Source organism: Pseudomonas sp. MF06569, assembly GCF_059862735.1.
On sequence record NZ_JCBCUZ010000020.1, the window covers coordinates 73490 to 99244 of the forward strand.

The window sequence follows — 25755 nt, forward strand, 5'->3', positions numbered from 1 at the left end:
CGCGTGTGCGCGGTTTAGAAGCGGTAATTGACGCCTAGGGTGAGCGAACGCTCGGGCGCGGCTTGACGACCCCAAGGGGCGGTATCGATACCGCGGAAATAGTATTCGCGGTTGAACAGGTTGCTGATGCCCGCAGAAGCGGTCAGGACGCTCTTGTCTGCCAGCGGAAACTCGCGCTCCACGGCCGTGTTCCAGACCCAGTAAGCAGGCAGCTCACCCACACTGGCCGAGGCATTTTCATCGCGGGTATTCGCGGCATCGGTGTAGGCCTTGCTGATGTACAGGCCGTCAAGGTTGTAGGTCCAGTGCTCGGCAAAACGGTAGCGGGCGTCAACCATGAACTGGTTACGCGAGGAGTACGGTACTTCGTTGTCCTTGAATGTTCCGTTGCGTTGCTTGGCATCGAGGTAGGCATAACCGGCATGCAGGTCCAGATCACGCATGGCTTGCGGGGTCCAGAAGATATCGGTCTCGAAACCCTGGTGACGGGTGCTGCCAAGGTTGTCGAAGCGGTCGGTCGTGGCGTTGTAGGCGATCTGGTCGTCGAAGTCGATGCGGTACAGGTTGAAGTCGACGCGCATGCCATCCCACGGGGTATAGCGCACACCGGTCTCGTAGTTCCACGCCAGTTCGGCACCGACAGCGCCTTCCTTGACGATCTGCGTGACCTGGGGCGGACGCAAGGACTTCTGGGCGTTGGCGTAGACATACCAGGCGTCGTTTGCCTGATACCCCACGGTCAGGCCCGGCAGCCATTCCTCGGATTTGTTCTCGCGCTCGAACCCGGTGATGCCGTCGCTGTAATTCATGCGGGCGTTTTCATAGCGCACGCCCGGCGTGATGGTCAGGCGATGATCGAGCAGGCTGATGGCGTTGCTGATGTAGAAGGCACGGGCGTTGTCATCGAACTTCCAGTCGCGGAACGGCGCCGTCACACCGGTCGCGAGGCTCTGGCGGTTGACCTTGTAATCGATGTCTTCGCTGACATAGCGGGCGCCGAGCAGCCAGGTCTGGCCGACGTTGTCGCCATCGACCGTGGCACTGATGCGCGGCTCCGTACCCCAGACCTTGAAGTCACGGGGACCGTCCTGTTTGGTGACTGCCGTTCCGTCCGGAGTGAACGGCAAGCCGACCACGAAGTTGCGGTAACTGTTGTGGGCGAAGTTGGTCCAGCTCACTTCCACGGAATCGAATGGGCCCATCGCACCCAGGCGCTGGGTGTAGGTGCCCCACACGCGATCGGTATCGCCTTCGAAGCGGTCCAGCGGACGCGTCGACTGGCGCGGATCAGCCTTGTAATCCTTCACGCTGAGCGCCCCGGCCAGGTCCATGTCGGCCTTGTAGTGCTGCACACCGAAACTCAGGTCACGATCGTCGTCAATGTTCCACTGGCCGCGCAGGCGGTAGTTCTGGACATCGGTGTCAGAGTGTTCGCGACCGTATTCGCCACTCAGGGTGTTGATATCCAGTTGCAGGCCGAAGTTGTCGGTCAGGTAGCCGCCGGTGCCCAGATAGGTGTCCCACAACTGGCGCCCGCCAGGGTTGAAGGTGGTTTTCTCCTGCAACGTGGTTTCCCACTCGCGGGGAATAGGCTTGCTGATGAAGTTGATGACCCCGCCAACGTTGTTCGGGCCGTATTGCACCGCTGCGCCCCCGCGCACGATATCAATACGATCGACCGTGGCCATGGTCATCGGAAACAGCGAAAGACCGGTCTGGCCATAGGGCGCCAAGGCCAGGGGGATGCCATCGGACAAGGCCTGGATCCGGCCGCTGCGGCTCTCATAGAGCCCGCGCACGGAAATCTGCGGCAAGGCACCGGTGCCGGTCTCGTCAAAGATCTTGATCCCGGGCACCCGTTGCAGGGCGTCGTCCAGGCCACGGGCGCTGGCTTTTTTCAGGTCGCTTGAATCGACCACGCTGCGACTGCCGGCGTAAGTACGCACGTCCTGATCGCTGGCAGCACCGAGCACGTCACCCTGAATCGTCATGGGCGCCAGCTCCAGACTGCTGGCAGGGGGTTGATCGGCAGCCAGGGCGGCGTGGCAAATGCCAAGCGTGATGAGACTGAGTGAAAAGTGTAGGTATGTTGTTGTTTTCATTGATCTACGTCGACTCTTTATTGCTGTTGGAGAGAATGCAGGCGGGCTTTCAATGCGTTGTGCAATAAGCCGCGGTCTTCACCGGCCAGAAAACTGCGTACACCCCGGGCTCGCCAGAACGCGTTCTGTTCAGCGGTGCGGGGGTTTGCGCAAAAAGGCACTTCAGCGGCGAGGCAGGCGTCAGCCATGTCTTGCAGCATTTGCCAGACGTGAGGGTTGAGAGGGTCGGGGCCCAGACCGAGATCAAGGGACAGGTCCAGCGCGCCTTCCATGACCATGCCGACCCCCGGCAATTGCAGGATGTCGCCCAGGGCATCGACCCCGGCGCGGCTTTCGATCATGGGAATGATGGGAGTCTGGCGGTTGGCCAGTTCGATGTATTCGGGTAATGGCACACGACCGAATCCGGTAATGCGCCCGCCGGTGATTCCGCGCTTGCCCAAGGGCGGGAAACGGGCGGCTTCGATGGCGCGCTGAACGTGCGCTGCACTTTCGGTACGTGAAAGGACGATCCCTTCGATACCGGCATCCAGTGCCCTGCCGATCAGCTTTTCGTCAACCTGGGGCAGGCGCAGCCAGGGAGAAATACCGGCCGCCTCACACGCCCTGATGCAATGCATGAGGTCTTCTTCGGAGCGCAGCAAGTGCTCAAGATCGAGGATTACAAAGTCATACCCGGCAAACGCGAGCATTTCACAGAGCATGGGTGAAGGCAGGGAGTTGAGCATGCCGTAGACGCTCTTCCCGTCTTGAAGTCGGGAAAATACCGGAGAAGTTCTGATCACTGACACAGGTCCTTTGAGCGAGCAAACACTGAAGCCAATAATAATCATTCTCAGATAGGTGTAAACGATTTTTATTATCGAATAGCGATATTCGTGATGGAGCGCATAAAAAAACGGTGCTGCCCGCAAATAGCTGGCTAAACGCCAGTGCTTTCTTGAACTTCAGACGCTGAGCTGTGGAGTGCTTGGTCATTTGCACATAAATAGCGATACTGCCGATAAGCCATCATTCAAGCTGCAAGGCTCAATTGCGCTCTGGAATCTGAGAATCTCCCTATGGCAAGCACTTCCAGCTCAGACTTCTTCACCATTAATCTTGGCACTCGCCCTGCAAGGGCATACAGAATCCCCGCTCCCCCCACTCAAAGCGTGAGTGGGGCTTCGGTCTCGTCGGCGTCTGCTGAAGGCGCTGTCGCAGCGCGCTGGCTAAAGAAAGGCCAACCCCTTTCGGTCGGCAACTTCCTGATCCCGGGTGGGTTGATTTACACAACGCTGTGCGTAGATCCCCAATCCGCCTTGTGTGAGCCATCGCTTATCAATACCTGGCTCAAGCTTTGGCCTGAAAACGTTGACTCATCTTCATCATTGATGACCTATTGGCCAGACTACAAAACCATATCTGCACAAGCTCGACGCGGGTATGTGCAATGGCTGGCAGAGGGCCGTTGCGATCCTCGGGCTGATATCGGGTACGTGTTCATCTTTTTCTACGGGCTGGAGCGACGCGCCCTGATAGACACAGGCGATGATCAAGAAGCTATTGACGACCTGCCGGATATTATTGAGGCAGTCGAACATCTGCTCGGTATCTATGGCTCAAACAGCTCGTTGCGAGGCTATGCAGAAAGTTTTCTGGATTATCTGGGCCATTCGCAAGTAGACGAAAAACTGTATTTACACTCTCCGCCAGTCACCTCTGCAGCGCGATCCAGTATGCCAATGGGGCTGAGAGTCGGCCTCGGGCAAATGGCTATCAATCAGTATCCGGTTAACGGGCAATGGGCTTTGGCCTGGGCCCTCTCAGACCCGGACATTACACGACGCACCCCTGCAACTCGTTGCCCGGACTTGCTGGCCACTCTGTTTATTGATGAGTTTGAGCGGGTCTATCCCGATGGCATTGTGCTGAGCCATAACAAAACGAAGCTCAAGCACGGTTACCGCACCGCTTCGAGAGCGGTTGGCGCCCCAGTGATGGATTTGGGAGAGATTCCCGATGTGACAGCCAGCTCGCTGAATCGCAAAAAGCTTCAGTTCTTGCTCGACCGCTGCTCCAGTGATCTGGACGGGTATAGCCGTTTTATTGGCCGTTACCCTGAAAGCGCGCAGAAGCTTGAAGGTTTACTTCAACTGCCCATCTCACTATGGCCATCAACCCTGCGCGATGAGCTGGAGCGGTTGAAAGCCCGTATAGAAGATGACCTGGAAGTCATGACGTTTGCAGATCTGGGCAAACGCTTCAACAGTGCCGGTGTTTTGTCCCGCCCGCTGCTGCTGGCCATGGCCCGGGCTTTGGAGTCCTTGCAAATAGGCATCGAACCCGACGTGCTGGCGGGCAGCAGGACACCCAAGCCTGATGACTGCATTGCCCTGTTTGTCACACTGCCTGACGATGGTGCACTTCGGGCAACACCGGCTTATAACGCGGCGTGTCTGACGCTGGACCTGGCTAGCGCCGTAACGGTTGCCGACGGAAAAATATCGGCAGAAGAAGTATCACTGCTGTTGAACCAGATCGATGCCTGGCAGCATCTGAGCATTGCTCAGCGCAAGCGTTTGAAAGCTCACCTGGGTATTCAACTGCAACAACCCCCGACGCTTGTAAGCCTCAAAAGCAGACTAGAACCCTTGGCAATCACAGAGAAGCAGGCAATCGCCCACTTCCTTGCGAGCCTTGCCCAGGCAGATGGTTGTGTCAGTGCTCAAGAGGTGAAACTACTGGAACGGGTCTACAAAGTCCTTCAGCTGGATCCTCAGTCCCTTTACGGCGACTTGCATGTTGCTACTGCGTCACGGGCGTTCTCGGAACACTTCGGCGTACCGCTGACCACCCCTGAACCGCAACTCATGCCTGAATTGGGTGGTGTGGTGCTCAATCTGGATCGCATCGCCCTGCTGCAGCGGGAAACCGAGGCGGTCTCGGCATTACTGGCTAAAGTGTTTACCGAAGAGCCGGTCATCGAGCCTGAGCCAGCCCCCCCGGTGAGCGAAACGCAAGATGATGCCGCCGTCATCATCCCGGGGCTAGAAGGTGACCATCTTGCATTCCTGAGGCTGCTGCTCTCCCGCCCCCAGTGGAGCCGCTCAGAGCTGGAGGACAGCGCCAGCGATATGGAGTTGATGCTCGACGGAGCTCTGGAACATATCAACGAACTGGCTTATGAACACTTCGACATGCCCATTACCGAAGGTGAAGAGCCCGTCGAAATCAACCCGGACATTCTGGAAAAATTGGCCCTATGAGCACTATTCGAACAAAAGATCGCGATGCGCTTATTCAATCACTGCGTGCTGGCGTTGTACCGCGCGTGGGTCAACACCTGATCCAGGTTGGACGTGTCGGTGAGCTGGATGCTCTGCTCAAGGACGTGGATCGTTTGGCGGACGGTGGCTCGTCATTTCGGGTAGTGATCGGCGAGTACGGCGCAGGCAAGACCTTCTTTCTGAATCTGGTTCGTGCAATTGCCATGGAGCGCAAGCTGGTCACCCTGCACGCAGACTTGAACCCGGACCGACGTTTGCACGCCAACGGCGGGCAGGCCCGGTCGCTCTATGCCGAACTGGCGAAAAACATGTCCACTCGGGCAAAACCGGACGGTGGCGCGCTGCAGGGTATCGTCGAAAAGTTCATATCCCAGGCAAAAGCAGAAGCCAAGGCATCGGGCGTTAGTACCGAAAACGTCATCCAGGCACGCCTCAATGAACTGACTGAAATGGTCAACGGGTATGACTTTGCACACGTGATTGCGGCCTACTGCCGTGGCTTTGATGAGGGCAATGAGCAACTCAAGGGAGATGCCATTCGGTGGTTGAGGGGGGAGTTTTCGACAAAAACCGACGCACGAGCGGCCCTCGGGGTACGGACAATTATTGACGACGCTTCGATCTACGATCAGCTCAAACTGTTATCCCGATTCGTGCGTTTGGCCGGCTATGCCGGATTGATGGTTTGCCTGGATGAGCTGGTGAACCTGTACAAGCTGGCCAACACCCAGGCCCGTAACGCCAACTATGAACAGATCCTGCGCATTCTCAACGACTCCTTACAGGGATCCACACAAGGATTGGGTTTTGTCCTGGGGGGTACGCCTGAGTTCCTGATGGATACTCGCCGCGGTTTGTTCAGCTACCCTGCCCTTCAATCCCGGCTGGCGGAAAACGCCTTTGCCAAAAGTGGCCTGGTGGATTTGTCCGGGCCGGTTCTGCGCCTGACCAGCCTGACACCTGAAGACTTTTACGTATTGCTGCAAAAACTGCGACACGTGTATGCCTCTGGGGATCCTCAGAAGTACTTGCTGCCCGACGAAGCCTTGCCGCAATTTATGGCGCACTGTCATCAACGTCTTGGTGAAGCCTATTTCCGTACACCCCGCACAACGATCACAGCCTTTATCAACCTGCTGGCCATTCTTGAGCAGAACCCGGGTACGGACTGGCGCGAATTGATTGGTAGCGTTGAAGTGGCCAGGGACAACGGTGGCGCATCTGACCTGACCGTGGAGCAGGACGATGAACTTGCCACCTTCGAACTCTGACTCCTGCTCTTTCAGCCTGCTCGACTCGCGGATTCAGCGCTGGATCTGGGACGAAGGCTGGACGTCGCTCAGGGATGCCCAGGAGCAGGCTGTTCCCGCTTTGGTCGACGCCAATCAGGACGTCATTATTGCTGCAGCCACCGCAGCGGGTAAAACCGAGGCGGCTTTCCTGCCAATCCTGACCCACCTGCTCAATCACCCCGATGTACCGGGCTCGGTGCTGTATATCAGCCCCCTCAAAGCGCTGATTAACGATCAATGGGATCGCCTGGGTCGCCTGTGCGAGCAGTTGGAAATCCCGGTAGTTGCCTGGCATGGGGATATTTCGGCCAGCAAGAAACACCGCTTCCTGAAATCACCTGAAGGTGTGCTACTCATCACGCCGGAATCCCTCGAAGCGCTTTTTGTAAATCGTGGTTCCAACCTTGGCGCAGTGTTCAAAAACCTGCGCTACATCGTCGTTGATGAATTGCATGCCTTTATTGGCAGTGAGCGCGGCAAACAACTGCAATCGCTGATGCACCGCGTCGAGTTGGTGGTCGGTCGAACCTTGCCCAGGGTCGGGCTCTCGGCAACGCTGGGTGATATGAAGATGGCCAGTGAGTTTCTTTGCCCTCGTCGCGCAGAGGGCGTCAAGATCATTGAGTCCAGGAATGCGGGCCAGAAACTTCAGATCCAGGTAAGAGGCTACATCCTGTCCCCGATGTGCAAACTGCTCGAAACCGGGGATGAGCCTCAAACAGACTCCGATGAAGAACCTGAAGATCAGAGCACACCTGATTTTGCTATCGCCGAGCATCTGTACAAGGTACTCAGAGGTAGCAATAACCTGGTCTTCCCCAACAGCCGCGGCCAGGTCGAGGTTTACGCGGACCGGCTTCGTCGATGCTGTGAACGGGATGCCGTGCCCAATGAGTTCTGGCCCCACCACGGCAGTCTGTCCAAGGATCTGCGCGAGCAAACCGAGCATGCCTTGAAGTCCGGGGAATATCCCGCCACAGGCATCTGCACATCAACCCTGGAGCTGGGTATCGACATTGGCTCCATCAAAAATGTCGTACAGATCGGCTCCCCGCCCTCGGTCGCGAGCCTTCGTCAACGCCTGGGGCGCTCCGGCAGGCGCCCCGGTGAACCCGCCATTTTGCGTGCTTACTGCAAAGAGCCGGTGCTGACAACCAACTCCACCCTTTCGGACCAGTTGCGCCAAGGGTTGGTACAGACCATCGCCATGATTCGTCTGCTCACCCAGTCATGGTTTGAGCCGCCACGTACTCAAGGTGTGCATGCCTCCACACTCGTTCAGCAATGCCTTTCCATCATTGCCCAATGCGGAGGGGCTACAGCGCCCGAGTTATGGCGGCGTCTGGTTACGGACGGTGCGTTTACCCGAACCGAAAAAGCAGACTTTGTAGAACTGCTCAAAAACCTCGGTGCAAAAGAGCTCATCACACAAGAAAGTTCGGGCCTGTTGCTGCCAGGCACCATTGGCGAGCGCATGATCAACCATTATGAGTTTTACAGTGCATTCACCAGTGATGAGGAGTTTCGACTGGTCTGCGCAGGCAAACCTTTGGGCTGCGTTCCGGTCAGCCGCCCCCTGACCAAGGATCAGCGAATCATATTTGGCGGCCGCCGCTGGCAAGTTCAGGACGTTGATCTGGAGGCCAAAGTGATTGTTGTGTCCCCTTCTCGTGGCGGTGCTCCTCCTCATTTTGAGGGACTGGGCGCCATGATTCACGACCGGGTCAGGCAGGAGATGCGAGCATTGCTCACTGAAAACACGCCCTGCCCCTTTATTGACCGCACTGCTCAAGCACTACTGGATGAGGCGCGACAGACTTTTGCAGATCTTGGCCTGGCACAAAAACACATCATAAAAAAAGGCAGCCATTGCCAGATCGTTAGCTGGCTGGGTGATCACGCCAATGACGCCCTGTGTTTGTTGCTTAATCATGTCGGGGTGAGTTGCGAGACGGAGGGATTACTGATTTCGACGCAGGCCGACACCGTCGAGATGATGCAAGCACTTGAACAGGTGGCAGCTCTGGACGCCAGCGATCTAAAAACCCTGCTGGCAGATGTTGAGAACATGAGCCGGGAAAAATGGGACTGGGCGCTACCTGAGTCGCTGCTTATGAAGTCCTTCGCTTCTACCTCCCTGGACATTGAGACGGCTATAGGCTTTGCAAAGGCGCAGGTTCAATTGTCAGGAACATCCGAAGCGAAAGCAGGCCAGCATCAGGCTGCAACGAGTTGAATTCAAGGCGCTAGCGGGGCCCGATGACCGGTTACTGATGTGGATGTATGTCGGTGTAGTATGTTGTATTACACATCACTACACCGAGGTTCCCATGTCCGTTATGTCTATACGCCTGCCTGACGAAATGGCCGACACCCTCGCCAATTTGGCTAAAGCTACAGGCCGCAGTAAATCGTTTCTGGCCGTCGATGCACTGCGGGATTATCTGGCACGTGAGGCGTGGCAGATAGCCGAGATCCAGCAGGCACTGGAAGAAGCAGATGCAGGCGACTTTGCTACCGAGGAGGAAGTCACCGCCACGCTTAACAAATGGTCCGTCCATGAAGGTTGAGTGGCTGCGCACGGCACTCAAAAATCTGGATGACGAGGCCCGCTACATAGCCAAGGACAACCCCCACGCGGCGGCCCGATTCGTTAAAACCATCAAGGCCAGCGTTGAACAGCTTTCACAGTTTCCATCAATGGGCCATGAAGGCCGATTGCCAGGCACCCGAGAGTGGCCACTGCCCGACTTGCCTTATGTAATCCCCTATCGGATTCGTCTTGGTAAATTGCAGGTATTACGAATTTTCCACACCCGCCGACTCCCGCCTAACACGTGGTAAAAACCACTGTCCCCAAGAATTTCAGGGTTGATTCTGGCCGCAGCACACCAAATTTCAGGCAAAAAAAAGCCGCTATCGCTAGCGGCTTTTTTACTATCTGGCTCCACGACCTGGACTCGAACCAGGGACCCAATGATTAACAGTCATTTGCTCTACCAACTGAGCTATCGCGGAATGGCGTCTATCTTACTGATATAAATAGAGAAGTCAACACTTTCGATGACTTCTCCATGCATTATTCAGATGACCTGAACAATGGCGTCGGTTACGGCTTCAATGTTGCGCTGATTCAAGGAAGCAACGCAGATTCGGCCGGTGTCCAGGGCGTAGATGCCGAACTCGGTACGCAGGCGCGTCACTTGTTCAACAGTCAGACCGGAGTACGAGAACATGCCGCGCTGACGCGCCACAAAGCTGAAATCATGCCCCGGAGCCTTTTTCGACAGCAGCTCTACCATTTGCAGACGCATGCCGCGAATGCGCAGGCGCATTTCGGCCAGTTCTTCTTCCCACATGGCACGCAGCTCTGGGCTGTTGAGCACTGCAGCGGCGATGGTTGCACCGTGGGTTGGCGGGTTGGAGTAGTTGGTGCGGATCACACGCTTGACCTGGGACAGAACGCGAGCGCTCTCTTCCTTGGACTCGGTGATGATCGACAGTGCCCCTACACGCTCGCCATACAGCGAGAACGACTTGGAGAACGAGCTGGAAACAAAGAAGCTCAGGCCCGACTCAGCAAACAGGCGCACTGCCGCGGCGTCTTCGTCGATGCCGTCGCCAAAGCCCTGGTACGCCATGTCCAGGAACGGGATCAGGCCCTTGGCCTTGACGACGTCCAGCACGTTCTGCCAGTCGGCTGGGGTCAGGTCGACACCGGTCGGGTTGTGGCAGCACGCGTGCAGCACAACGATGGAACCGGCTGGCAAGGCATTGAGGTCTTCGAGCATGCCGGCACGGTTGACGTCATGGCTGGCAGCGTCGTAGTAGCGATAGTTCTGAACCGGGAAACCCGCGGTTTCGAACAGGGCACGGTGGTTTTCCCAGCTTGGATCGCTGATAGCGACCACAGCATTTGGCTGCAGTTGCTTGAGGAAGTCAGCACCGATTTTCAGCGCGCCAGTACCGCCCACGGCTTGAGTGGTGATCACTCGGCCAGCAGCCAGCAGTGGCGACTCGGCGCCAAACAGCAGTTTCTGAACAGCTTGGTCGTAGGCAGCAATACCGTCGATCGGCAAGTAGCCGCGCGACGCATGCTGAGCAACCCGAATCGTTTCGGCTTCGACAACGGCACGCAAGAGCGGAATTCGTCCCTCTTCGTTGCAGTAAACACCAACCCCCAGATTCACTTTGCTGGTACGGGTATCGGCGTTGAATGCTTCGTTGAGGCCCAGGATAGGATCGCGTGGTGCCATTTCGACAGCGGAGAACAGGCTCATTATTACGGCGGCTCTGAATGGAGAATGGAGGGGGTGACAACGCTCCAGCCGATTGCACTAGAGCGGTGCACAAACGGGGAGCAAGTATAAGCCCGATCACGATTCGGGCAACAGGCTATTACCGGTTTTGGCCAAGAATTTGAGTTTATTTTCAGGCCACTGGTCCAATTGCAATCTTTGCCAGGATGGCCGTGTCAGAGCAGCGCCTTGAAACAGTCAGGCATCACCTCCATATTTACCCATATTCTGTTTTTTCCTGCGGCTTGAGTCGCATGCGCTTATAAGGGCCACTGCCTTTATAGAAGCAAACCCCGAGGTCCTTCATGTCCGATTTCCAGCTTGTTACCCGCTTCGAGCCTGCGGGTGATCAACCCGAAGCCATTCGTCAGATGATCGAAGGCATCGAAGCCGGTCTGTCGCACCAGACCCTGCTCGGGGTAACGGGCTCAGGCAAAACCTTCAGCATCGCCAACGTGATCGCCCACGTGAACCGCCCCACGCTGGTACTGGCGCCCAACAAAACCCTGGCAGCTCAGCTGTATGGTGAGTTCAAGTCGTTCTTCCCGAACAACGCCGTGGAGTACTTCGTTTCGTACTACGACTACTACCAGCCCGAAGCCTACGTGCCCTCCTCCGATACCTTTATCGAGAAAGACGCCTCGATCAACGACCACATCGAACAGATGCGCCTGTCCGCGACCAAGGCGCTGCTGGAGCGCAAGGACGCGATTATCGTGACCACGGTGTCGTGCATTTATGGTTTGGGCAGCCCTGAAACCTATCTGAAGATGGTGTTGCACGTCGATCGCGGGGACAAACTGGACCAGCGCGAGCTGCTGCGCCGCCTGGCCGACCTGCAATACACCCGCAATGACATGGATTTCGCCCGCTCGACATTTCGGGTGCGTGGCGATGTGATCGACATTTACCCGGCAGAGTCGGACCTGGAAGCCGTGCGCATCGAGCTGTTCGATGATGAAGTCGAAAGTATCAGCGCCTTTGACCCGCTGACCGGCGAAGTCATCCGCAAGATGCCGCGCTTTACCTTCTATCCCAAAAGCCACTATGTGACCCCGCGCGAAACCCTGCTGGACGCCGTCGAAGGCATCAAGGAGGAACTCAAGGAGCGTCTTGAGTACCTGCGCGCCAATAACAAGCTGGTCGAAGCCCAACGGCTGGAGCAGCGCACCCGGTTCGATCTGGAAATGATCATGGAGCTGGGTTACTGCAACGGCATCGAAAACTACTCGCGCTACCTCTCGGGCCGCGAATCCGGTGCCCCGCCACCGACCCTGTTCGACTACCTGCCGGCGGATGCCTTGCTGGTCATCGACGAGTCCCACGTCAGCGTGCCGCAGGTAGGCGCCATGTACAAAGGCGACCGCTCGCGTAAAGAGACCCTGGTGGAGTACGGCTTCCGCCTGCCTTCGGCACTGGACAACCGGCCGATGCGCTTTGATGAATGGGAGCGCATCAGCCCGCAAACGATTTTCGTCTCGGCCACCCCCGGCAATTACGAAGCTGAGCACGCGGGCCGTGTGGTCGAGCAAGTGGTGCGTCCGACCGGCCTGGTCGACCCGCAAATTGAAATTCGCCCTGCACTGACCCAGGTGGACGACTTGCTGTCCGAGATTGCCAAGCGGGTCGCGCTGGAAGAGCGGGTACTGGTCACCACGTTGACCAAACGCATGTCTGAAGACCTGACCGACTACCTGGCCGACCACGGCGTGCGCGTGCGTTACTTGCACTCGGACATCGACACCGTGGAACGGGTCGAGATCATTCGCGACCTGCGCCTAGGCGTGTTTGATGTGCTGGTGGGCATCAACTTGCTGCGTGAAGGCCTGGACATGCCCGAAGTGTCGCTGGTGGCGATTCTCGATGCCGACAAGGAAGGTTTCCTGCGTTCAGAGCGCTCATTGATCCAGACCATTGGCCGCGCGGCGCGCAACCTCAATGGCCGGGCGATTCTCTATGCGGACCGGATCACCGGGTCGATGGAGCGGGCCATTGGCGAAACCGAGCGTCGTCGCGAGAAGCAGATCGCCTTCAACCTCGCCAACGGCATCACCCCCAAAGGTGTGTTCAAGGACGTTGCCGACATTATGGAAGGTGCGGTCGTACCGGGTTCGCGCAGTAAAAAGCGCAAAGGTATGGCCAAAGCCGCCGAAGAAAACGCCAGGTACGAAAACGAACTGCGCTCGCCGAGCGAGATCAGCAAGCGCATACGCCAGCTGGAAGAAAAAATGTATGCCCTGGCCCGCGACCTAGAGTTCGAGGCCGCCGCGCAAATGCGCGACGAAATCGGCAAGCTCAGGGAGCGCTTGTTGCAGGTGTGACCTGCCTCCAGTAGCAGCTGCCGCAGGCTGCGTCCGACGGCGCAGCCGTCGTAAAATCAACTACCGTGGCCCATCTGATAAACCGCGCTCACTGATTTTACGATTGCTTCGCAACCGGACGCAGCCTGCGGCAGCTGCTACGGTTTTTTATCGCACAATCAGACGGCGACTGCCGCCACCGCTTCTACTTCAAACAACATCTCGTCCAGCGCCAGTCGCGGCACCGGGATCAAGGTGCAGGCCGGTGCTGGCAGCGCACCCCACACCCGCGCCACTTCAGTGCCCAGAATCTGCAACCTCTCCATGCTGTGATCCACGATCAGTACGGTGATCTTGGCCACGTCCTTGATCTGCGCATCAGCTGCTGCCAGGGCAATCTGCAGGTTGGCAAATGCCTGGCGCACCTGTTCGGCGAAGTCGGGTGACAACTGGCTGTCGGCGTTCTCACCACCCTGGCCTGCGGTGTACACCAGGCGCACATTGGGTGCCAGGCGGGCAACATGGGAATAGCCGTTGGGTGCAGGGTCATACAGCCCGGCCGGGTTGAGCAATTGCACTGCAGGGTTAGAGTTCTTATCCATAAAATACGCACCATAGGCAGTTGAGTGAGCAAGCGCGCTATTCAACCACTCTCGCAAACCCCTGTGCCAGCGCCCTCGCGACACCGGCTGCAAATATGCAAGGATGTCACGCCGCACCGCACCACAGCCCGTATTCCAAGGATGACCATGACCGCCATCAACACCCAAATGCCCCTTGTGCCGGGGCGTCTCGAACAAATGTCGACCCGCATTGCCTTTTTTATCGCCGGTTTCGGGCTCGCAGCCTGGGCGCCACTGGTGCCCTATGCCAAAGCGCGGGCCGGGCTGGATGAGGCCACCCTGGGGCTGTTACTGCTGTGTCTGGGCGCAGGCTCGATCCTGGCCATGCCCATCGCCGGGATTCTGGCCACACGCTTTGGCTGCAGGCGGGTATTGATCGGTGGAACCCTGCTGATCTGCCTCGCGCTGCCGCTGTTGGCGACTGCCAGTTCCCTGGCGCTGCTGATCGCGACGCTCTTTGTATTTGGTGCAGGGCTGGGCGCCGTCGACTCTACCGTCAACCTGCAGGCCGTGATCGTTGAACGCGCCAGCGGACGCAACATGATGTCTGGCTTTCATGGCTTGTTCAGTGTGGGCGGGATCGCCGGTGCTGCCGGAGTCAGCGCGCTGCTTGCGTTGGGCCTGTCACCCCTGTGGGCGATTGTCGTGGTGATTGCGCTGATCCTCGCGGCCCTGCTCAAAGCCGCTCCCCACCTGCTGGCGTATGGCAGCGAAAGCACCGGCCCGGCGTTTGCCGTGCCCCACGGCGTGGTGCTGTTTATCGGGTTGCTGTGCTTTACGGTGTTTCTGGCCGAAGGCGCAATGCTCGACTGGAGCGCGGTATTCCTGACCACCGAAAAAAACATCGGCGAAGCCTACGCCGGGCTCGGCTATGCCGCGTTCGCCCTGACCATGACCGCAGGTCGATTGATGGGCGACACCATCGTCAAGCGTCTGGGTGCCCGAAGGGTGATTGTGCTGGGCGGAATGTTCGCCGCAGCCGGCATGGCCCTGGCAACACTGGGGACCGGCTGGGAAGTGGCGCTGCTGGGGTATGCATTGGTGGGCGTGGGGTGTTCAAACATCGTCCCGGTGCTGTACACCGCCGTTGGCAAACAGACCGTGATGCCGGAAAACATCGCAGTACCGGCCATTACCACCCTGGGGTATGCCGGGATTCTGGCAGGGCCTGCGGCCATCGGCTTTATCGCCCATGCCAGCAGCCTGAGCATTGCCTTTTTGCTGATCACCGCCATGCTGATGGCCGTGGCCATCAGCGGGCGGATCTTGCGCGTCTAGGTCAAGCATCCCCGCCTGTACCGGTCGCTTAGAACCCTACACTCGCCTGCACGAAGAATGTACGCGGCTCGCCCAGGTAGATGCCTGAGTTGTTGTCGCTGGAGCGGGTGTAGTACGTCTGGTTGAACAGGTTCTTGATGCCCGCACCGACCTTCAGGTTCGACGCCTCTGGCCCGAAGTCGTAGCCCACCCGGGTGCTCCAGGTGGCATAACCCGGAATATCACCATACTGGCCATCCGGCGTCGGGTCAGTGATATATACCCCGCCCGTGCCGGGCGCGTGCTGCTGGGACTGGGCAAACATGTCCAGGTTGTAGGTCCAGCGGTTGACCACATAACGCGCCCCCAGGTTGACCACTTGACGCGAATACAGCGGCAGGTCACGGCCCTTGAAGTTCGGGATGTCACCCTCGGATGTCGCCTTGGTGTAGGTAAAACCCGCATTCAGCGACAACCCGTCAAGGCGCGCGTCCAGCGCCGACATGTCGTAGTGGACCGAGGTTTCAAGGCCCTGGTGCTTGGTGGCCCCCAGGTTGGTCCAGCCCACATCGTTGCTGACGTATTGCAACTCGTCGGCAAAATCGATGTAGAACAGCGTCACTTCACCGCCCCACACGCCATTGTCGTAGCGCGTACCCAGTTCGTAGGTCTTGGCCTTTTCAGGGCGCAGGCCTGCCGCTGTCGCATCGCCGACACCGCCCTGCCCCAGCTGGAAGTATTGCAGGCTGCCGAACGAGGTTTCGTAGTTGGCAAACAGCTTCCAGGCGTCCGAGAGGTGATACATCACGCTCAGGGCCGGCAGGGCTTCGCTGCTGTCGATGCTGCGCTTCTTCTCAAGCACCGGCACACCGTTGTTAGCCAGTACCGGGCGGTCGTGCCATTGGGTGCTGATGCGTTCGAAACGGATACCCGGAGTGACCGTCCAGTTACCCACATCGATCTTGTCATCGATATAGAAGGCGTTGGCCTCGGTGCCTCCGGTGCGATCCTGGTACACATGACCGTCAGCTCCCGGCCCCGGCACTGGCACGTTATTCACCAGCAAGACCTGGCTGGCCTCCTCGTGCATCGCCTCCTTGAGGTAGCGATAGCCCACACCCACTTCCTGTGTCACGGGCCCCAGCGTGAACACATGGGACACCCGCGGCTCGATGCCGAAGGTGTGGTAACTGCGCGGATACGAGGCCAGCGTCTGCAGGTTTCGTGCAGCAATCGTGCTGCCACGGAAGCTGTCGGTGTAATAGGTCAGGACTTCAAACTGGGTCTGGTCGTCAATCTGGCGCAGGTACTTGAAGGACACGTCCTTGCGCCGCCCGGTGAAGCTGTCGTAGTCGCGCAACGATTGGTACGGATCGGCATCGAACTGCTTCTGGGTCAGGCCGCCGGGCATGTCTGCGGTGGCGTCGTAGTAGTGAAAGTTGAGCGTGAAGTCATCCTGGTCGGTGGGCGCCCAGTGAGTTTTAAGCAACACGTCATCGATATCGTTGTCATTGTTGCGCGCCCGGTAGCCATCGCCCTTGACCCCCGAGTACAGCAGCGCGGCACCCATGCCGTTGTCTGCCGTGCCGCCCAGAAACGCCGACTCAATGTGCTTCCAGCCACCGCGCTCGGACGTTTCCAGCGTCGTGCCCACTTCGCCCTGGAAAGTTTCAGGAATCGCCCGGGTGACAAAGTTGATCACCCCGCCCACGTTTTGCGGTCCATAACGCACCGAACCGGCACCGCGCACCACATCGATGCTGTCCAGGTTGCCCGACGACCACGGTAAGCTATTTTCTAATAAAATGAGATAGAACCTACCCGGAGCCGATTCAATGCCCAAGGCATACGCATACGTCAGATGGTCAACCGCCTCGCAAGGCGAAGAAGGCCGAGACAGCCACGACCGTCAAACCACCCCACTCCAAGCATTTACAGAGGTCACAGGCGTCCCCGTGGTCGAAACCGTTATCGACAAGGGGATCAGTGCATTCCGTGGTGCAAACGCCCGGATCGGCCAGTTAAAAGGGTTGTTGGACAGGATAGAGAGTGGAGAAATTGAGCATGGCGACTACATCATTGTCGAATCAATCGACCGACTAACCCGCCAGAAACTCACCGACTCCGTTGATCTAATCCAATCAATTCTCAAAAAAGGCGTGCGACTACACACCGTTTTCGACAACAAGACATATTCCTACGACGATCCAAGCCGCGACCTCGAAACCTTGATCCTAGTAGGTGTAATCGCAAAACGGGCACACGAAGAAAGCGACACCAAGAGCAAACGCCTGAAATCCGTGTGGGTAAAGAAGCGAGACACTGCAGAAACCAACGTTATAGGTAAACGATGCCCCTACGGCTTTCGCTTTGATGAACAAAGTCAATCTTTTATCATCGTTGAAGATGAAGCCCAAGAAATTCGCCAGATTTTCGACCTACTCAAACACGTTGGAGTATTGGAGAGCGTTAAGCAAGTAAATAAACATTCAAAACGCCGTTGGACTAGAACAGCAGTCCTTCAACTTATAAACAGCAAAAGCCCAATTGGCGTGCTACGTTTGCAACGACGCAACGAGAACGGCACCAAAGCGTTTGATCGTTATGTTCCCAATTATTTTCCAAAAATCATTGATGAAATAGAATTCAGTGCAGCCGTTGCTGCGATGAAAACCCGATTAAATGGGCGAAATTACGGACGTAGAACACCCCACCATTACAATATTTTCCGGCACTGCATCCAATGCGAAGAACATAAATGCGGGATGATTTTCAACTTACAAATATTAGGAACCGAGAAAAAACGCTACGCCTACCTTGTTTGCTCTAACAGAGCCGAACGAGTATGCGAATGTAGTAACAGAATTAGATTTGAGCTTGTTTTCGGCACATTCCTCGCTTTCGTTAGGCAATTATCGGAAAATCGTTACATTGACGAGCGGACAGACAAGAAGCGAAAAGACTTCACTTGGTTCAGCCAAGACCAATACAAGCAAATGGACACCGTAAACGACGCATTCAGCCGTTTCTTTTCCGTTCGTGATACTTCGGCACCAAAAGAAGAAATACGAGCCAAGAAAGCCAAGCTAACAACCGAAAAATCCACATTGGAGATGTTAGAGGCTTCGCTAGCTCAGTTTGACGGAATAATTCCAAATACATTTATCAGGCGTGTGGCCGATAGCGAAGCACGGATCACCGTGTTAGAAAGCGAGATCCAAAAACTTGAAGGCACGTTAGCAATCGAAGCGGAAACGCTCGAAATCACCACCTACGAAGACATAATAGCCCTATACGAAACAGAAGAAGGCCGATTGAAACTCAACACATTTTTCATCACCAGAGGAATCACCTTCGACGTTAAAATTGACAAAGAAACAAACCTCGTCGGCATGGACATTCGTATAAAAGGTGAAAAAGACTTTAATCTTTATACCCATCAATTTTTCAAACAAAAAGCTCCACTAACGCCATTTGGAATACCAGACCTTTCCCACATCATAAAATAAAATTAAGCCCCTCTAATAAACCGAAAATTGGAGGGGTTACACATTAACAATCCAAGGCGTTACACGTTAAAAACCAGAGCAAAAACAAAAGGCACCACGCTCTTAATCACCAGAATAGCTTTTGACTTTCTTCAAAAAAAACTTTTTTAAAAAAATCTCTCGCATAATGCACTCCCCCGCACACGCCTCATGTATACGCACGCACCCACACACGTCTTTAGTTATCTATATATAGATATCATATACACTAGATAACTATAATAAAGATTACTACACCGCACGCACATACCCAACCAACACCACTATACAAAACCACCCACACCATCATGCTTGATATACATTTTTTATGTGGTTCAATATATGCATATGGTTCAAGTTTTCAAAGAAGCCCTTAGAAACATACCTGCTATGTTAACCATCCCACTTTTGCTACGCAAAAGATGTGACGGTTAACGCAGGTGCCTAGTCGGCAGGACAGAAGCAAAAGCCAAGAGCAAAAACAAACCCACCACTGAGGATAAAATGAATGACACCAATTTGCAGACAATCACACTGACCAAAAGAGACAGGAACTATTCCAACCTCAAGGGGCTGGACAGTTCGCTGAAACACTCGCTTAGACTGGACCAAAACGAGTATGACGACTTTGAATTCAACCCCAATCCAGACCACCCAAATATCGCCATTGTAGGTGGCGTTGAACAGGTATTAACTAGGGCATTGGCAGAGCAATTGCTGGCCAACTTCAACGACCAACTACAAACCAAACTCAAAGCAACAGAAGCAACTGACGAGATAGCAGCAGAAAAAGAAAAGCTCCGAAAACTAAAATCGAAGCTGGTCAAATTCATCAACGCAGCCGAACCGACTGAGATAAAAGAATACGTCACATCGGTAATGGAAGGAGAAAGGCCGTTAGTAGCCCAAGACTACGCCGCCCTACTCAATCAGCACAAAATCAGCCGTATATCCCAACGTATCGACCTTTTAGAGAACTACACCACCAAAAAGCGAGAGATCGAGCAAAACGCACCAAATCGAGCCGTATCAAGGACGGTCAACAGGGTTAAAGAAATCATCCTTGTGATACCTGAACCCAATAAATTGGCTATCACAAAGGGATACACGGACCTTTTGCAGAAAGCCATGCACCAGTTCTATCAAAAGAACTTCCCCAACAACGACATTCTATTTTCGTTCAGTCACTTGGACGAAACCACAAACCATGTCCACGCCTTCCTTGACCTTCAAAATACAAAAACTGGGAAATATGATTTTTCAGCCCAAGAATTTGAATTCGCATCACAATACTATGCGAGGAATAAAGCTCACCTTGACAAAATATCTGAGCCACCAATATTAGAAGACTTCAAACTTCCCAACCGTAGCGAAGAAAAGCAAAACCATAGGTTTATCCGAGAACGCGAGTCATGGAAGTCAAAAGTAATGCAGGCAGCCTTTTATGAACACTTTAACGGATTAGCCGCTGCATATGGATTACAAGCAAAATTCCTACCTAAAACCAAGGAAAAACAAGAATTCCTAAGCAAGATTGAGCAGGAGGCCAAGAAGCCCAAGAGCGAGCGAAGCCATAACTATTACACCAGACAAGTAGAAAAACTTGAGCAGGAGCTTACACAAAAGAAAGAAGAGCTGACCGAGCAAAAGACCACTGTCGTCAGACTTAACACCACGATAAGCAACCTTCAAAATACTGTTTCAACATACCAGAATACAATCCAAAATTTAGAGATGCACGCCACGGAGCAGCAGAAAGAAAATGCGAAGCTCGACCACGATAGGCAAATACTGTCCGAGGACATAACCAAGAAGACAAACAAAACCGAAGAGCTTAGGGCAAACTTCAAAACCGCCAAAGAAAAAATGACCAAGGAACTACGCGAGCTAAGGAAGAAAATAGAAGAGGATACCGAAAGAAAATCAGTGTTAGAAAGAGCAATTAAGGTCTACGAGGTAGAGTTAGAACCATTAATCAAGAAATTTGACATTCTCGTTGATAGAATACTTAAAGCTAAGAGGCTCGATGAAAATCCAGAGCAATACTACCAAAGACTTAGAGAAAACACCTATAAAATGGCAAGCCGGTTGGGTTCCGAGAAGCGAAAGGATTACCTATTTAATGTCGGAGAACAACTAAAAGAGCAAGGATTAGACCATGTTAAAGTGGAGCTTGGATTGACAGAAAAAGTAAAACTTTGGGCATCCGACACCTTCACAAAAAAACAAGTGGTTGAATTTGACAAAGAGGAAGCCTTGCAGGCAAAAGAAGCCAGAAGGCGAAAATTGCTAAAGCTCAAACCGCCAAGCCCATTCCAAGACCCTTACGACCCCTATCAATAGCCGCAATATAGCGGCTTTATAGCCTCTATCCCCTTCAACGCAATTCTTGGATTGACGGCATCTCAATGGTAGAATGCCAGCATTGAACGCAACGGATATGCCAATGAAAATCCGCACCCATTACGATAACTTAAAAGTTTCACGGGACGCCCCTCCAGAGGTTATACGTGCAGCTTACAAGTCGTTAACACAGAAATACCACCCTGATCGTAACCCCGATCCGCAAGCAGCTAAAATTATGCTGCATCTCAATGAAGCATATGAGGTTCTCTCTGATCCAGAAAAACGAGATAACCATGATAAATGGATAAGATTTGAAGAATGGAAAGCTGCTCATAGAGTTGATCCAAAAAAAGAACAGCCACAGCCACAGCCACAGCCACAGCCACAGCCACAGCCACAAGCATCGGCCTCTTCAGATAAATGGCGGGAAAAAAAGCCGGTAGAACCCGCCAGTTCAAAAAAACAACCGTTTCAATGGTCAAGGACAATACTACCTTTACTGATACTTCTAGGTTGGGGGTACTCGCTTACTCCAACAGATATGAAAAACAAGATTGCCGGATACTGGGATCACTTTTTTGATTATAACAATTCTAAATCAACAACAGAAAGTAGTGAAACCACGAAAACATCGCCATTTCATCAAGCATATAATTTAACACCGGAACAAAGTAAAAAGCTTTTAACACAAACTAATATCAAACCAACGGGCACCACAGGCACTCAAGCACCGACTGTTAAAGCTCCTACAAAGCCAACAGCTCCTACCATGTGCTCTCCTGAAATGACAAAAGCCCCTAATGGACAGGCTTGGCCCGCTCGTGCTGCCTATGTAGGGCCGATTACTAGAGCCAATGGTTATTCGACTATTACGATTGACAATGGTAAGGGCAACTCAAACATTTACATTAAGCTTGCTCGCCCTACTGATGGAAAATCTTCTGGAATCCGAGAGGCGTACATTCCAGCAGGGAGCACATTCAAAATGAATAAAATTGAACCGGGCAACTATGTAATTAAATACAAAGACATTAAGAATGGGTGCAACTCAAAGTCAGACCCTTTTGACGTTGAGCAAATCCAAACAGCTCAAGGCATTCAATATAGCGATATATCCCTGACAATCTACACAATGCTCAACGGAAACATGGACTTCGAGAGGTTACCAGAAAATGCGTTTTGAGTTTTCAAATGCAAGCTTAAGAAATGCCGTTATACTTGCCGGAACGATTTTCATGATGGTAATCGCCTATACCTTATTTACCACTCCTAGAAATTTTGAAGATTGTGTTTTGTATAATGCAAAGAATGGAGGCAGCAAATTTCACGCACAAATAGCCTACGACATGTGCAAAAGAAAATTCCCAAAAGAATAAAATAGAAAAGCCCACTTAATTGCGGGCTTTTATTATCCGTACTTTACAAAATTACAAACCACTATCCTCTCCTGATTGAAACACAACATCTACATAATCCTTAGTACTTGCACAACTGACTGTCAAATCTTTATTACTCAAGCCACTGAATTGTGTGTTCGCAGAGCTTCCGACCCCATATTTATCCCAGCCGACCTTCCTTTGGTTTCGTATTAAGTCAACGCAAACACTGCCAGACGGCACCTTAGGATAAGTTAGTATAAACCCATTATCTCCATTGCCCTTAATATCCACCTTCCCACCCCATGTATTATAAACAGTCTTGCCATCGCTGTTTACATTCATTTTTTTTGGTATGACGCCGAGCTGAACCGCCACCGTATTGGTTAAATCCTTAGTGCCTTCATCACTATACAAATCTTTAATTTGTGAATATATAATTGATATATTTTCGGACTCATTCTTTACGTCCAATCTATTTTTAACTGTCCCATATAGCGTTAACGCAACCGCAACGATACCCAACAGTATACCTACAACCACCAATGACTCTATCAACGTCAAACCTTTACGCCTTCCTTTACTATTTATTAACATCGTAATTCCCTTTTTATGTTTACTTATACTTTAATATATAGTAAGAAAACGATAATGGAAGAGCGGGGAATAAAAAAGGCCAGCATTTGCTGGCCTTTTTAACAAGACGGCATCAACCAGAGGAATCTGGAATTACAAAGAGCTGATGCACAATTACAAACTAACCCGCCACAAACTAAAGTCAATAGCTAATTGACAATTATTATTTCTATGGCACTTTGAATAGAGCAGAAAAAGAAAACCACCTTGGGCAAGGTGGTCTGGATACAGCGATAAAAATTTAATCTACACAAACTATTTAATCATCAAAAATTTTATTGTCAAGTCTCTTCCCAAGGTTTCTTTTTCTAAATAACTATTAGAAGAGGATAACAATGGGATGCGTAAAACTATTTGAGGACTACTTACCAAAGAGACCTTATCACACCGATGATTTAATCAGCGGCTTAAAAATCAACAAAAAAGAAAAAGCTAAACTTGCAAGACTAGTTCAGCCCAATGGGCCTACACATAGATATTGGATGGTTTTTGACCTCGATAAATCTAATGCAGGGATGCACTGGGATGACGTGGGAGCACCAGCCCCAAACCTAATAGCTCGAAATCCGGCCAATGGGCACGCTCATTTGCTTTACCTCCTACAAACACCTGTCCGAACCGCAATCGACGGCAAAACCGCCGCTTTACGATACGCTGCAGCCGTTGAGGCAGGCTTGCGTAGTCGTCTGGGAGCCGACAGAGGCTATTCCGGGTTGATCTGCAAGAACCCGATCAATTCCCACTGGATCGTCCACCAATGGCAGGCCGATCCATACACGTTGGACGACTTGGCCGACTACATCGACCTAACCCCTGAAAAGGCCAAAGAAAAGCCCATAGAGGATTATGGCTTGGGTCGTAACTGTATGCTTTTTGACCAATTAAGAGCGTGGGCATACAAGGCGATTCGTCAGGGTTGGCCGACCTATGAACAATGGCTAAACGCTTGCCTAGACCGTGCCACCGGCTACAACGTTAATTTTACTACGCCGTTGGACATTTCCGAAGTAAAGCACACGGCCAAAAGCGTGGCGAAGTGGACGCATAGAAACTTTAACCGGGGCACCTTTGACGATTATGTCGCAAGAACCCATACAAGCGAGATACAGGCTTTCAGGGGTAAACAGAAGGGCAAGACCAAGAGAGAACGAGGTATTATCTTACTTGAAGCAGGAGCAACCATTAAGGAAGTCATGAAGGAGTTAAATGTAAGCCGTAGAACTGTATTTTATTGGAGAAAGCAACCCTAGCATTATAATTAGTGCAAAAGCCTATATCAGATAATAGCACCCGGTGAGGGTGTTTCTTCTTCCTTTCCCGCCCATCCCCTCCCTTTCCTCCCCGTATCCCCCACATATACATACACCGCCCCACCGATATCGATATAACGCACGGAATTGGTCAAAATCGGCATTCTTCCACTCCGTTGATACAACGACACCAAGCCACACCACTACACGCCTAAAATAGCCAAATGCGTTATACCTCGCAGCATTATGGGTAGTGTAAAAAGCCTATATCAAAAACAGTCCAAAACAGCGTTAACCACTCAACCCAATACTTCCATAGGTTCGGAGATATGTCCCCCAACCTATATGTATGTATACATACATATCAAATTTCTCTCCTGATGAAAATTTCACACTTTTCAAAATTCATCAAAATGGGTGAATATCATTCACTGGGCTGATAAGCCTAAATATCCCGAAAGCGATTTGGGGCAGTAACCAAAAATCGACTTTTTACAAAAATTATTTTCTTGAAAAAATTGCCGTGAAAATTTAACGTTTTCATCGAATTTTTTTAGATATTTAATTTTTTAACCATTGAATTATGGCTTATTTACAGCAAAAAACCTTGTCAATAGCAAAACGAAAATAAATATAAGGTCGGACGTTAATGAGCAAATAGGGTTCAACCCTAAGCAAATCACTTAGTTGAAATTTGCCATAAAGCAGAACAAAAAACGACACTGTAAAAACTCAAAAATCGCTCTCAAATTAATTTCACAAAAAAATGTGGGGGATTGGTGACGTTAAAATTTCAAAAAAATCGAAAGTAACCAATTTCCTACAATACATATCCCGGAAGCAAAACCTGAAATGGTTGAAGGTTCGGAGATATGACCTTGAAGCATTGACATATCAAAACCCTATGGTATTGGTATTATAACAACATAGGAGTTCTAATTATGAACAGGATGGAATATGCAGGAAAAATAGGCGGTATGGTTGGTGGATTTAAAAGACGTGAGCGTCAAAAATTTTTAATCATGTTCGTAAAGATAGTAGAAATGGATGAGCTTCATGATATCCGAATGACCTCAAACCTCGCTAAAAAGCTAATAGCAGCATTTTCAGGCTGCAAATCAATATCCAATGATGTTCTAATCAAGGAGTTTGCAAGAAGCGGGAACAGTGTAAAACAACAAAACCTTGATATGATTGTCCATTCATTAGTAGCACGATGGCAAGACCTTTATGAAGAACAGTGGAAAGAAGCAAAAATAAAAATAGACATTGAAGCCGACGAATACAAGCAATCTATTATCGAAAAGCTGGACATTAAACTATAAACACATGTAAAGCCCCACTTTACATACGGCGGTTGCAGGAGCTGAGTGCAACACGGTTATTGAATTGAAGCCGGAGCATCATGCCGCATAGCCAAGGCTTCCTGCATCACCTCTCCCATGACTTCGATCGGGCATTTGAAATCGAAGCGCTTAC

Annotated in this window: 17 protein-coding genes, 1 tRNA gene and 1 pseudogene; 12 read left to right on the forward strand and 7 right to left on the reverse strand. The window is 52.6% G+C overall.

From position 1 onward, the window contains the following. Positions 1–14: 14 nt before the first annotated feature. Positions 15–2102 (reverse strand): TonB-dependent receptor family protein, encoded by a 2088-nt coding sequence (locus AC19YQ_RS17600; protein ID WP_500595599.1) that lies wholly within the window; start codon positions 2100–2102, stop codon positions 15–17. Between the two features lie 17 nt (positions 2103–2119). After that, positions 2120–2887: an HpcH/HpaI aldolase family protein gene (locus AC19YQ_RS17605; RefSeq protein WP_339475464.1), complete on the reverse strand. Its 768-nt coding sequence runs from the start codon at positions 2885–2887 to the stop codon at positions 2120–2122. 276 nt (positions 2888–3163) lie between these two features. On the opposite strand from AC19YQ_RS17605, the gene AC19YQ_RS17610 reads away from it, so the two are divergent. From AC19YQ_RS17610 to AC19YQ_RS17630, 5 genes are all read left to right on the forward strand, one after another. Continuing rightward, the gene (locus tag AC19YQ_RS17610) at positions 3164–5350 is read left to right on the forward strand and encodes a tellurite resistance TerB family protein (protein WP_500595600.1); all 2187 of its coding nucleotides are present in this window, start codon (positions 3164–3166) and stop codon (positions 5348–5350) included. Next, the gene (locus AC19YQ_RS17615) at positions 5347–6642 is read left to right on the forward strand and encodes an ATP-binding protein (RefSeq protein WP_500595601.1); all 1296 of its coding nucleotides are present in this window, start codon (positions 5347–5349) and stop codon (positions 6640–6642) included. The genes AC19YQ_RS17610 and AC19YQ_RS17615 overlap by 4 nt, the downstream gene beginning before the upstream one ends. A 43-nt stretch (positions 6643–6685) precedes the next feature. Continuing rightward, positions 6686–8899: a DEAD/DEAH box helicase gene (locus tag AC19YQ_RS17620; protein ID WP_500595609.1), complete on the forward strand. Its 2214-nt coding sequence runs from the start codon at positions 6686–6688 to the stop codon at positions 8897–8899. A 94-nt stretch (positions 8900–8993) separates the two neighbouring features. Then, positions 8994–9233, forward strand: a complete 240-nt coding sequence (gene relB / locus AC19YQ_RS17625; RefSeq protein ID WP_133077618.1) for a type II toxin-antitoxin system RelB family antitoxin — start codon at positions 8994–8996, stop codon at positions 9231–9233. Further along, a complete protein-coding gene (locus tag AC19YQ_RS17630) occupies positions 9223–9507 on the forward strand; it encodes a type II toxin-antitoxin system RelE/ParE family toxin (RefSeq protein ID WP_133077617.1) in 285 nt (94 codons plus the stop codon). Before relB ends, AC19YQ_RS17630 begins: the two co-directional genes overlap by 11 nt. A gap of 98 nt (positions 9508–9605) precedes the next feature. Here AC19YQ_RS17630 and AC19YQ_RS17635 read toward each other — a convergent pair. Then, positions 9606–9681: transfer RNA gene (locus AC19YQ_RS17635), tRNA-Asn, on the reverse strand. Between the two features lie 65 nt (positions 9682–9746). Further along, positions 9747–10943 carry an amino acid aminotransferase gene (locus tag AC19YQ_RS17640; RefSeq protein WP_219261244.1) on the reverse strand — a complete coding sequence of 399 codons (1197 nt, stop codon included), beginning with the start codon at positions 10941–10943 and terminating at the stop codon, positions 9747–9749. A gap of 323 nt (positions 10944–11266) precedes the next feature. Between AC19YQ_RS17640 and uvrB the strand changes: the two genes are divergently transcribed. After that, positions 11267–13282 carry an excinuclease ABC subunit UvrB gene (uvrB, locus tag AC19YQ_RS17645; RefSeq protein WP_500595602.1) on the forward strand — a complete coding sequence of 672 codons (2016 nt, stop codon included), beginning with the start codon at positions 11267–11269 and terminating at the stop codon, positions 13280–13282. A gap of 158 nt (positions 13283–13440) precedes the next feature. Here the strand turns inward: uvrB and AC19YQ_RS17650 are convergent, their stop codons facing one another. Continuing rightward, entirely contained in the window at positions 13441–13863 is a 423-nt protein-coding gene (locus AC19YQ_RS17650; protein ID WP_500595603.1) for a RidA family protein, read from the reverse strand. Between the two features lie 147 nt (positions 13864–14010). On the opposite strand from AC19YQ_RS17650, the gene AC19YQ_RS17655 reads away from it, so the two are divergent. Continuing rightward, complete coding sequence (locus AC19YQ_RS17655; protein WP_500595604.1) at positions 14011–15162, forward strand: MFS transporter; 1152 nt, start codon at positions 14011–14013, stop codon at positions 15160–15162. A gap of 28 nt (positions 15163–15190) precedes the next feature. Here the strand turns inward: AC19YQ_RS17655 and AC19YQ_RS17660 are convergent. Next, a pseudogene (locus AC19YQ_RS17660) lies at positions 15191–16930 on the reverse strand (TonB-dependent receptor family protein); the annotation flags it as partial. Between the two features lie 46 nt (positions 16931–16976). Between AC19YQ_RS17660 and AC19YQ_RS17665 the strand changes: the two are divergent. The 3 genes from AC19YQ_RS17665 to AC19YQ_RS17675 all read left to right on the forward strand — a co-directional run bounded on the left by AC19YQ_RS17665 (position 16977) and on the right by AC19YQ_RS17675 (position 22197). Beyond that, positions 16977–18650 (forward strand): recombinase family protein, encoded by a 1674-nt coding sequence (locus AC19YQ_RS17665; RefSeq protein ID WP_017736445.1) that lies wholly within the window; start codon positions 16977–16979, stop codon positions 18648–18650. A gap of 522 nt (positions 18651–19172) precedes the next feature. Then, on the forward strand, positions 19173–21011 hold the full coding sequence (locus AC19YQ_RS17670; RefSeq protein ID WP_500595605.1) for a hypothetical protein: 1839 nt from the start codon (positions 19173–19175) through the stop codon (positions 21009–21011). A 103-nt stretch (positions 21012–21114) separates the two neighbouring features. Next, complete coding sequence (locus AC19YQ_RS17675) at positions 21115–22197, forward strand: J domain-containing protein (protein ID WP_500595606.1); 1083 nt, start codon at positions 21115–21117, stop codon at positions 22195–22197. A gap of 244 nt (positions 22198–22441) precedes the next feature. Here AC19YQ_RS17675 and AC19YQ_RS17680 read toward each other — a convergent pair whose 3' ends face one another. Then, positions 22442–22987 carry a type 4 pilus major pilin gene (locus AC19YQ_RS17680; protein ID WP_481861439.1) on the reverse strand — a complete coding sequence of 182 codons (546 nt, stop codon included), beginning with the start codon at positions 22985–22987 and terminating at the stop codon, positions 22442–22444. Between the two features lie 374 nt (positions 22988–23361). Between AC19YQ_RS17680 and AC19YQ_RS17685 the strand changes: the two genes are divergently transcribed. Both AC19YQ_RS17685 and AC19YQ_RS17690 read left to right on the forward strand, forming a co-directional pair. Continuing rightward, positions 23362–24276 (forward strand): replication initiation protein, encoded by a 915-nt coding sequence (locus tag AC19YQ_RS17685; protein WP_338791582.1) that lies wholly within the window; start codon positions 23362–23364, stop codon positions 24274–24276. 941 nt (positions 24277–25217) lie between these two features. Further along, positions 25218–25601: a hypothetical protein gene (locus AC19YQ_RS17690; protein ID WP_043864217.1), complete on the forward strand. Its 384-nt coding sequence runs from the start codon at positions 25218–25220 to the stop codon at positions 25599–25601. Positions 25602–25755: the final 154 nt, after the last annotated feature.

Coding starts and splice junctions, on each gene's coding strand:
- AC19YQ_RS17600 (WP_500595599.1), bottom strand. CDS start 2,102: ATGAAAACAACAACATACCTACACTTTTCACTCAGTCTCATCACGCTT.
- AC19YQ_RS17610 (WP_500595600.1), top strand. CDS start 3,164: ATGGCAAGCACTTCCAGCTCAGACTTCTTCACCATTAATCTTGGCACT.
- AC19YQ_RS17615 (WP_500595601.1), top strand. CDS start 5,347: ATGAGCACTATTCGAACAAAAGATCGCGATGCGCTTATTCAATCACTG.
- relB (WP_133077618.1), top strand. CDS start 8,994: ATGTCCGTTATGTCTATACGCCTGCCTGACGAAATGGCCGACACCCTC.
- AC19YQ_RS17630 (WP_133077617.1), top strand. CDS start 9,223: ATGAAGGTTGAGTGGCTGCGCACGGCACTCAAAAATCTGGATGACGAG.
- AC19YQ_RS17640 (WP_219261244.1), bottom strand. CDS start 10,943: ATGAGCCTGTTCTCCGCTGTCGAAATGGCACCACGCGATCCTATCCTG.
- uvrB (WP_500595602.1), top strand. CDS start 11,267: ATGTCCGATTTCCAGCTTGTTACCCGCTTCGAGCCTGCGGGTGATCAA.
- AC19YQ_RS17650 (WP_500595603.1), bottom strand. CDS start 13,863: ATGGATAAGAACTCTAACCCTGCAGTGCAATTGCTCAACCCGGCCGGG.
- AC19YQ_RS17655 (WP_500595604.1), top strand. CDS start 14,011: ATGACCGCCATCAACACCCAAATGCCCCTTGTGCCGGGGCGTCTCGAA.
- AC19YQ_RS17665 (WP_017736445.1), top strand. CDS start 16,977: ATGCCCAAGGCATACGCATACGTCAGATGGTCAACCGCCTCGCAAGGC.
- AC19YQ_RS17670 (WP_500595605.1), top strand. CDS start 19,173: ATGAATGACACCAATTTGCAGACAATCACACTGACCAAAAGAGACAGG.
- AC19YQ_RS17675 (WP_500595606.1), top strand. CDS start 21,115: ATGAAAATCCGCACCCATTACGATAACTTAAAAGTTTCACGGGACGCC.
- AC19YQ_RS17680 (WP_481861439.1), bottom strand. CDS start 22,987: ATGTTAATAAATAGTAAAGGAAGGCGTAAAGGTTTGACGTTGATAGAG.
- AC19YQ_RS17685 (WP_338791582.1), top strand. CDS start 23,362: ATGGGATGCGTAAAACTATTTGAGGACTACTTACCAAAGAGACCTTAT.
- AC19YQ_RS17690 (WP_043864217.1), top strand. CDS start 25,218: ATGAACAGGATGGAATATGCAGGAAAAATAGGCGGTATGGTTGGTGGA.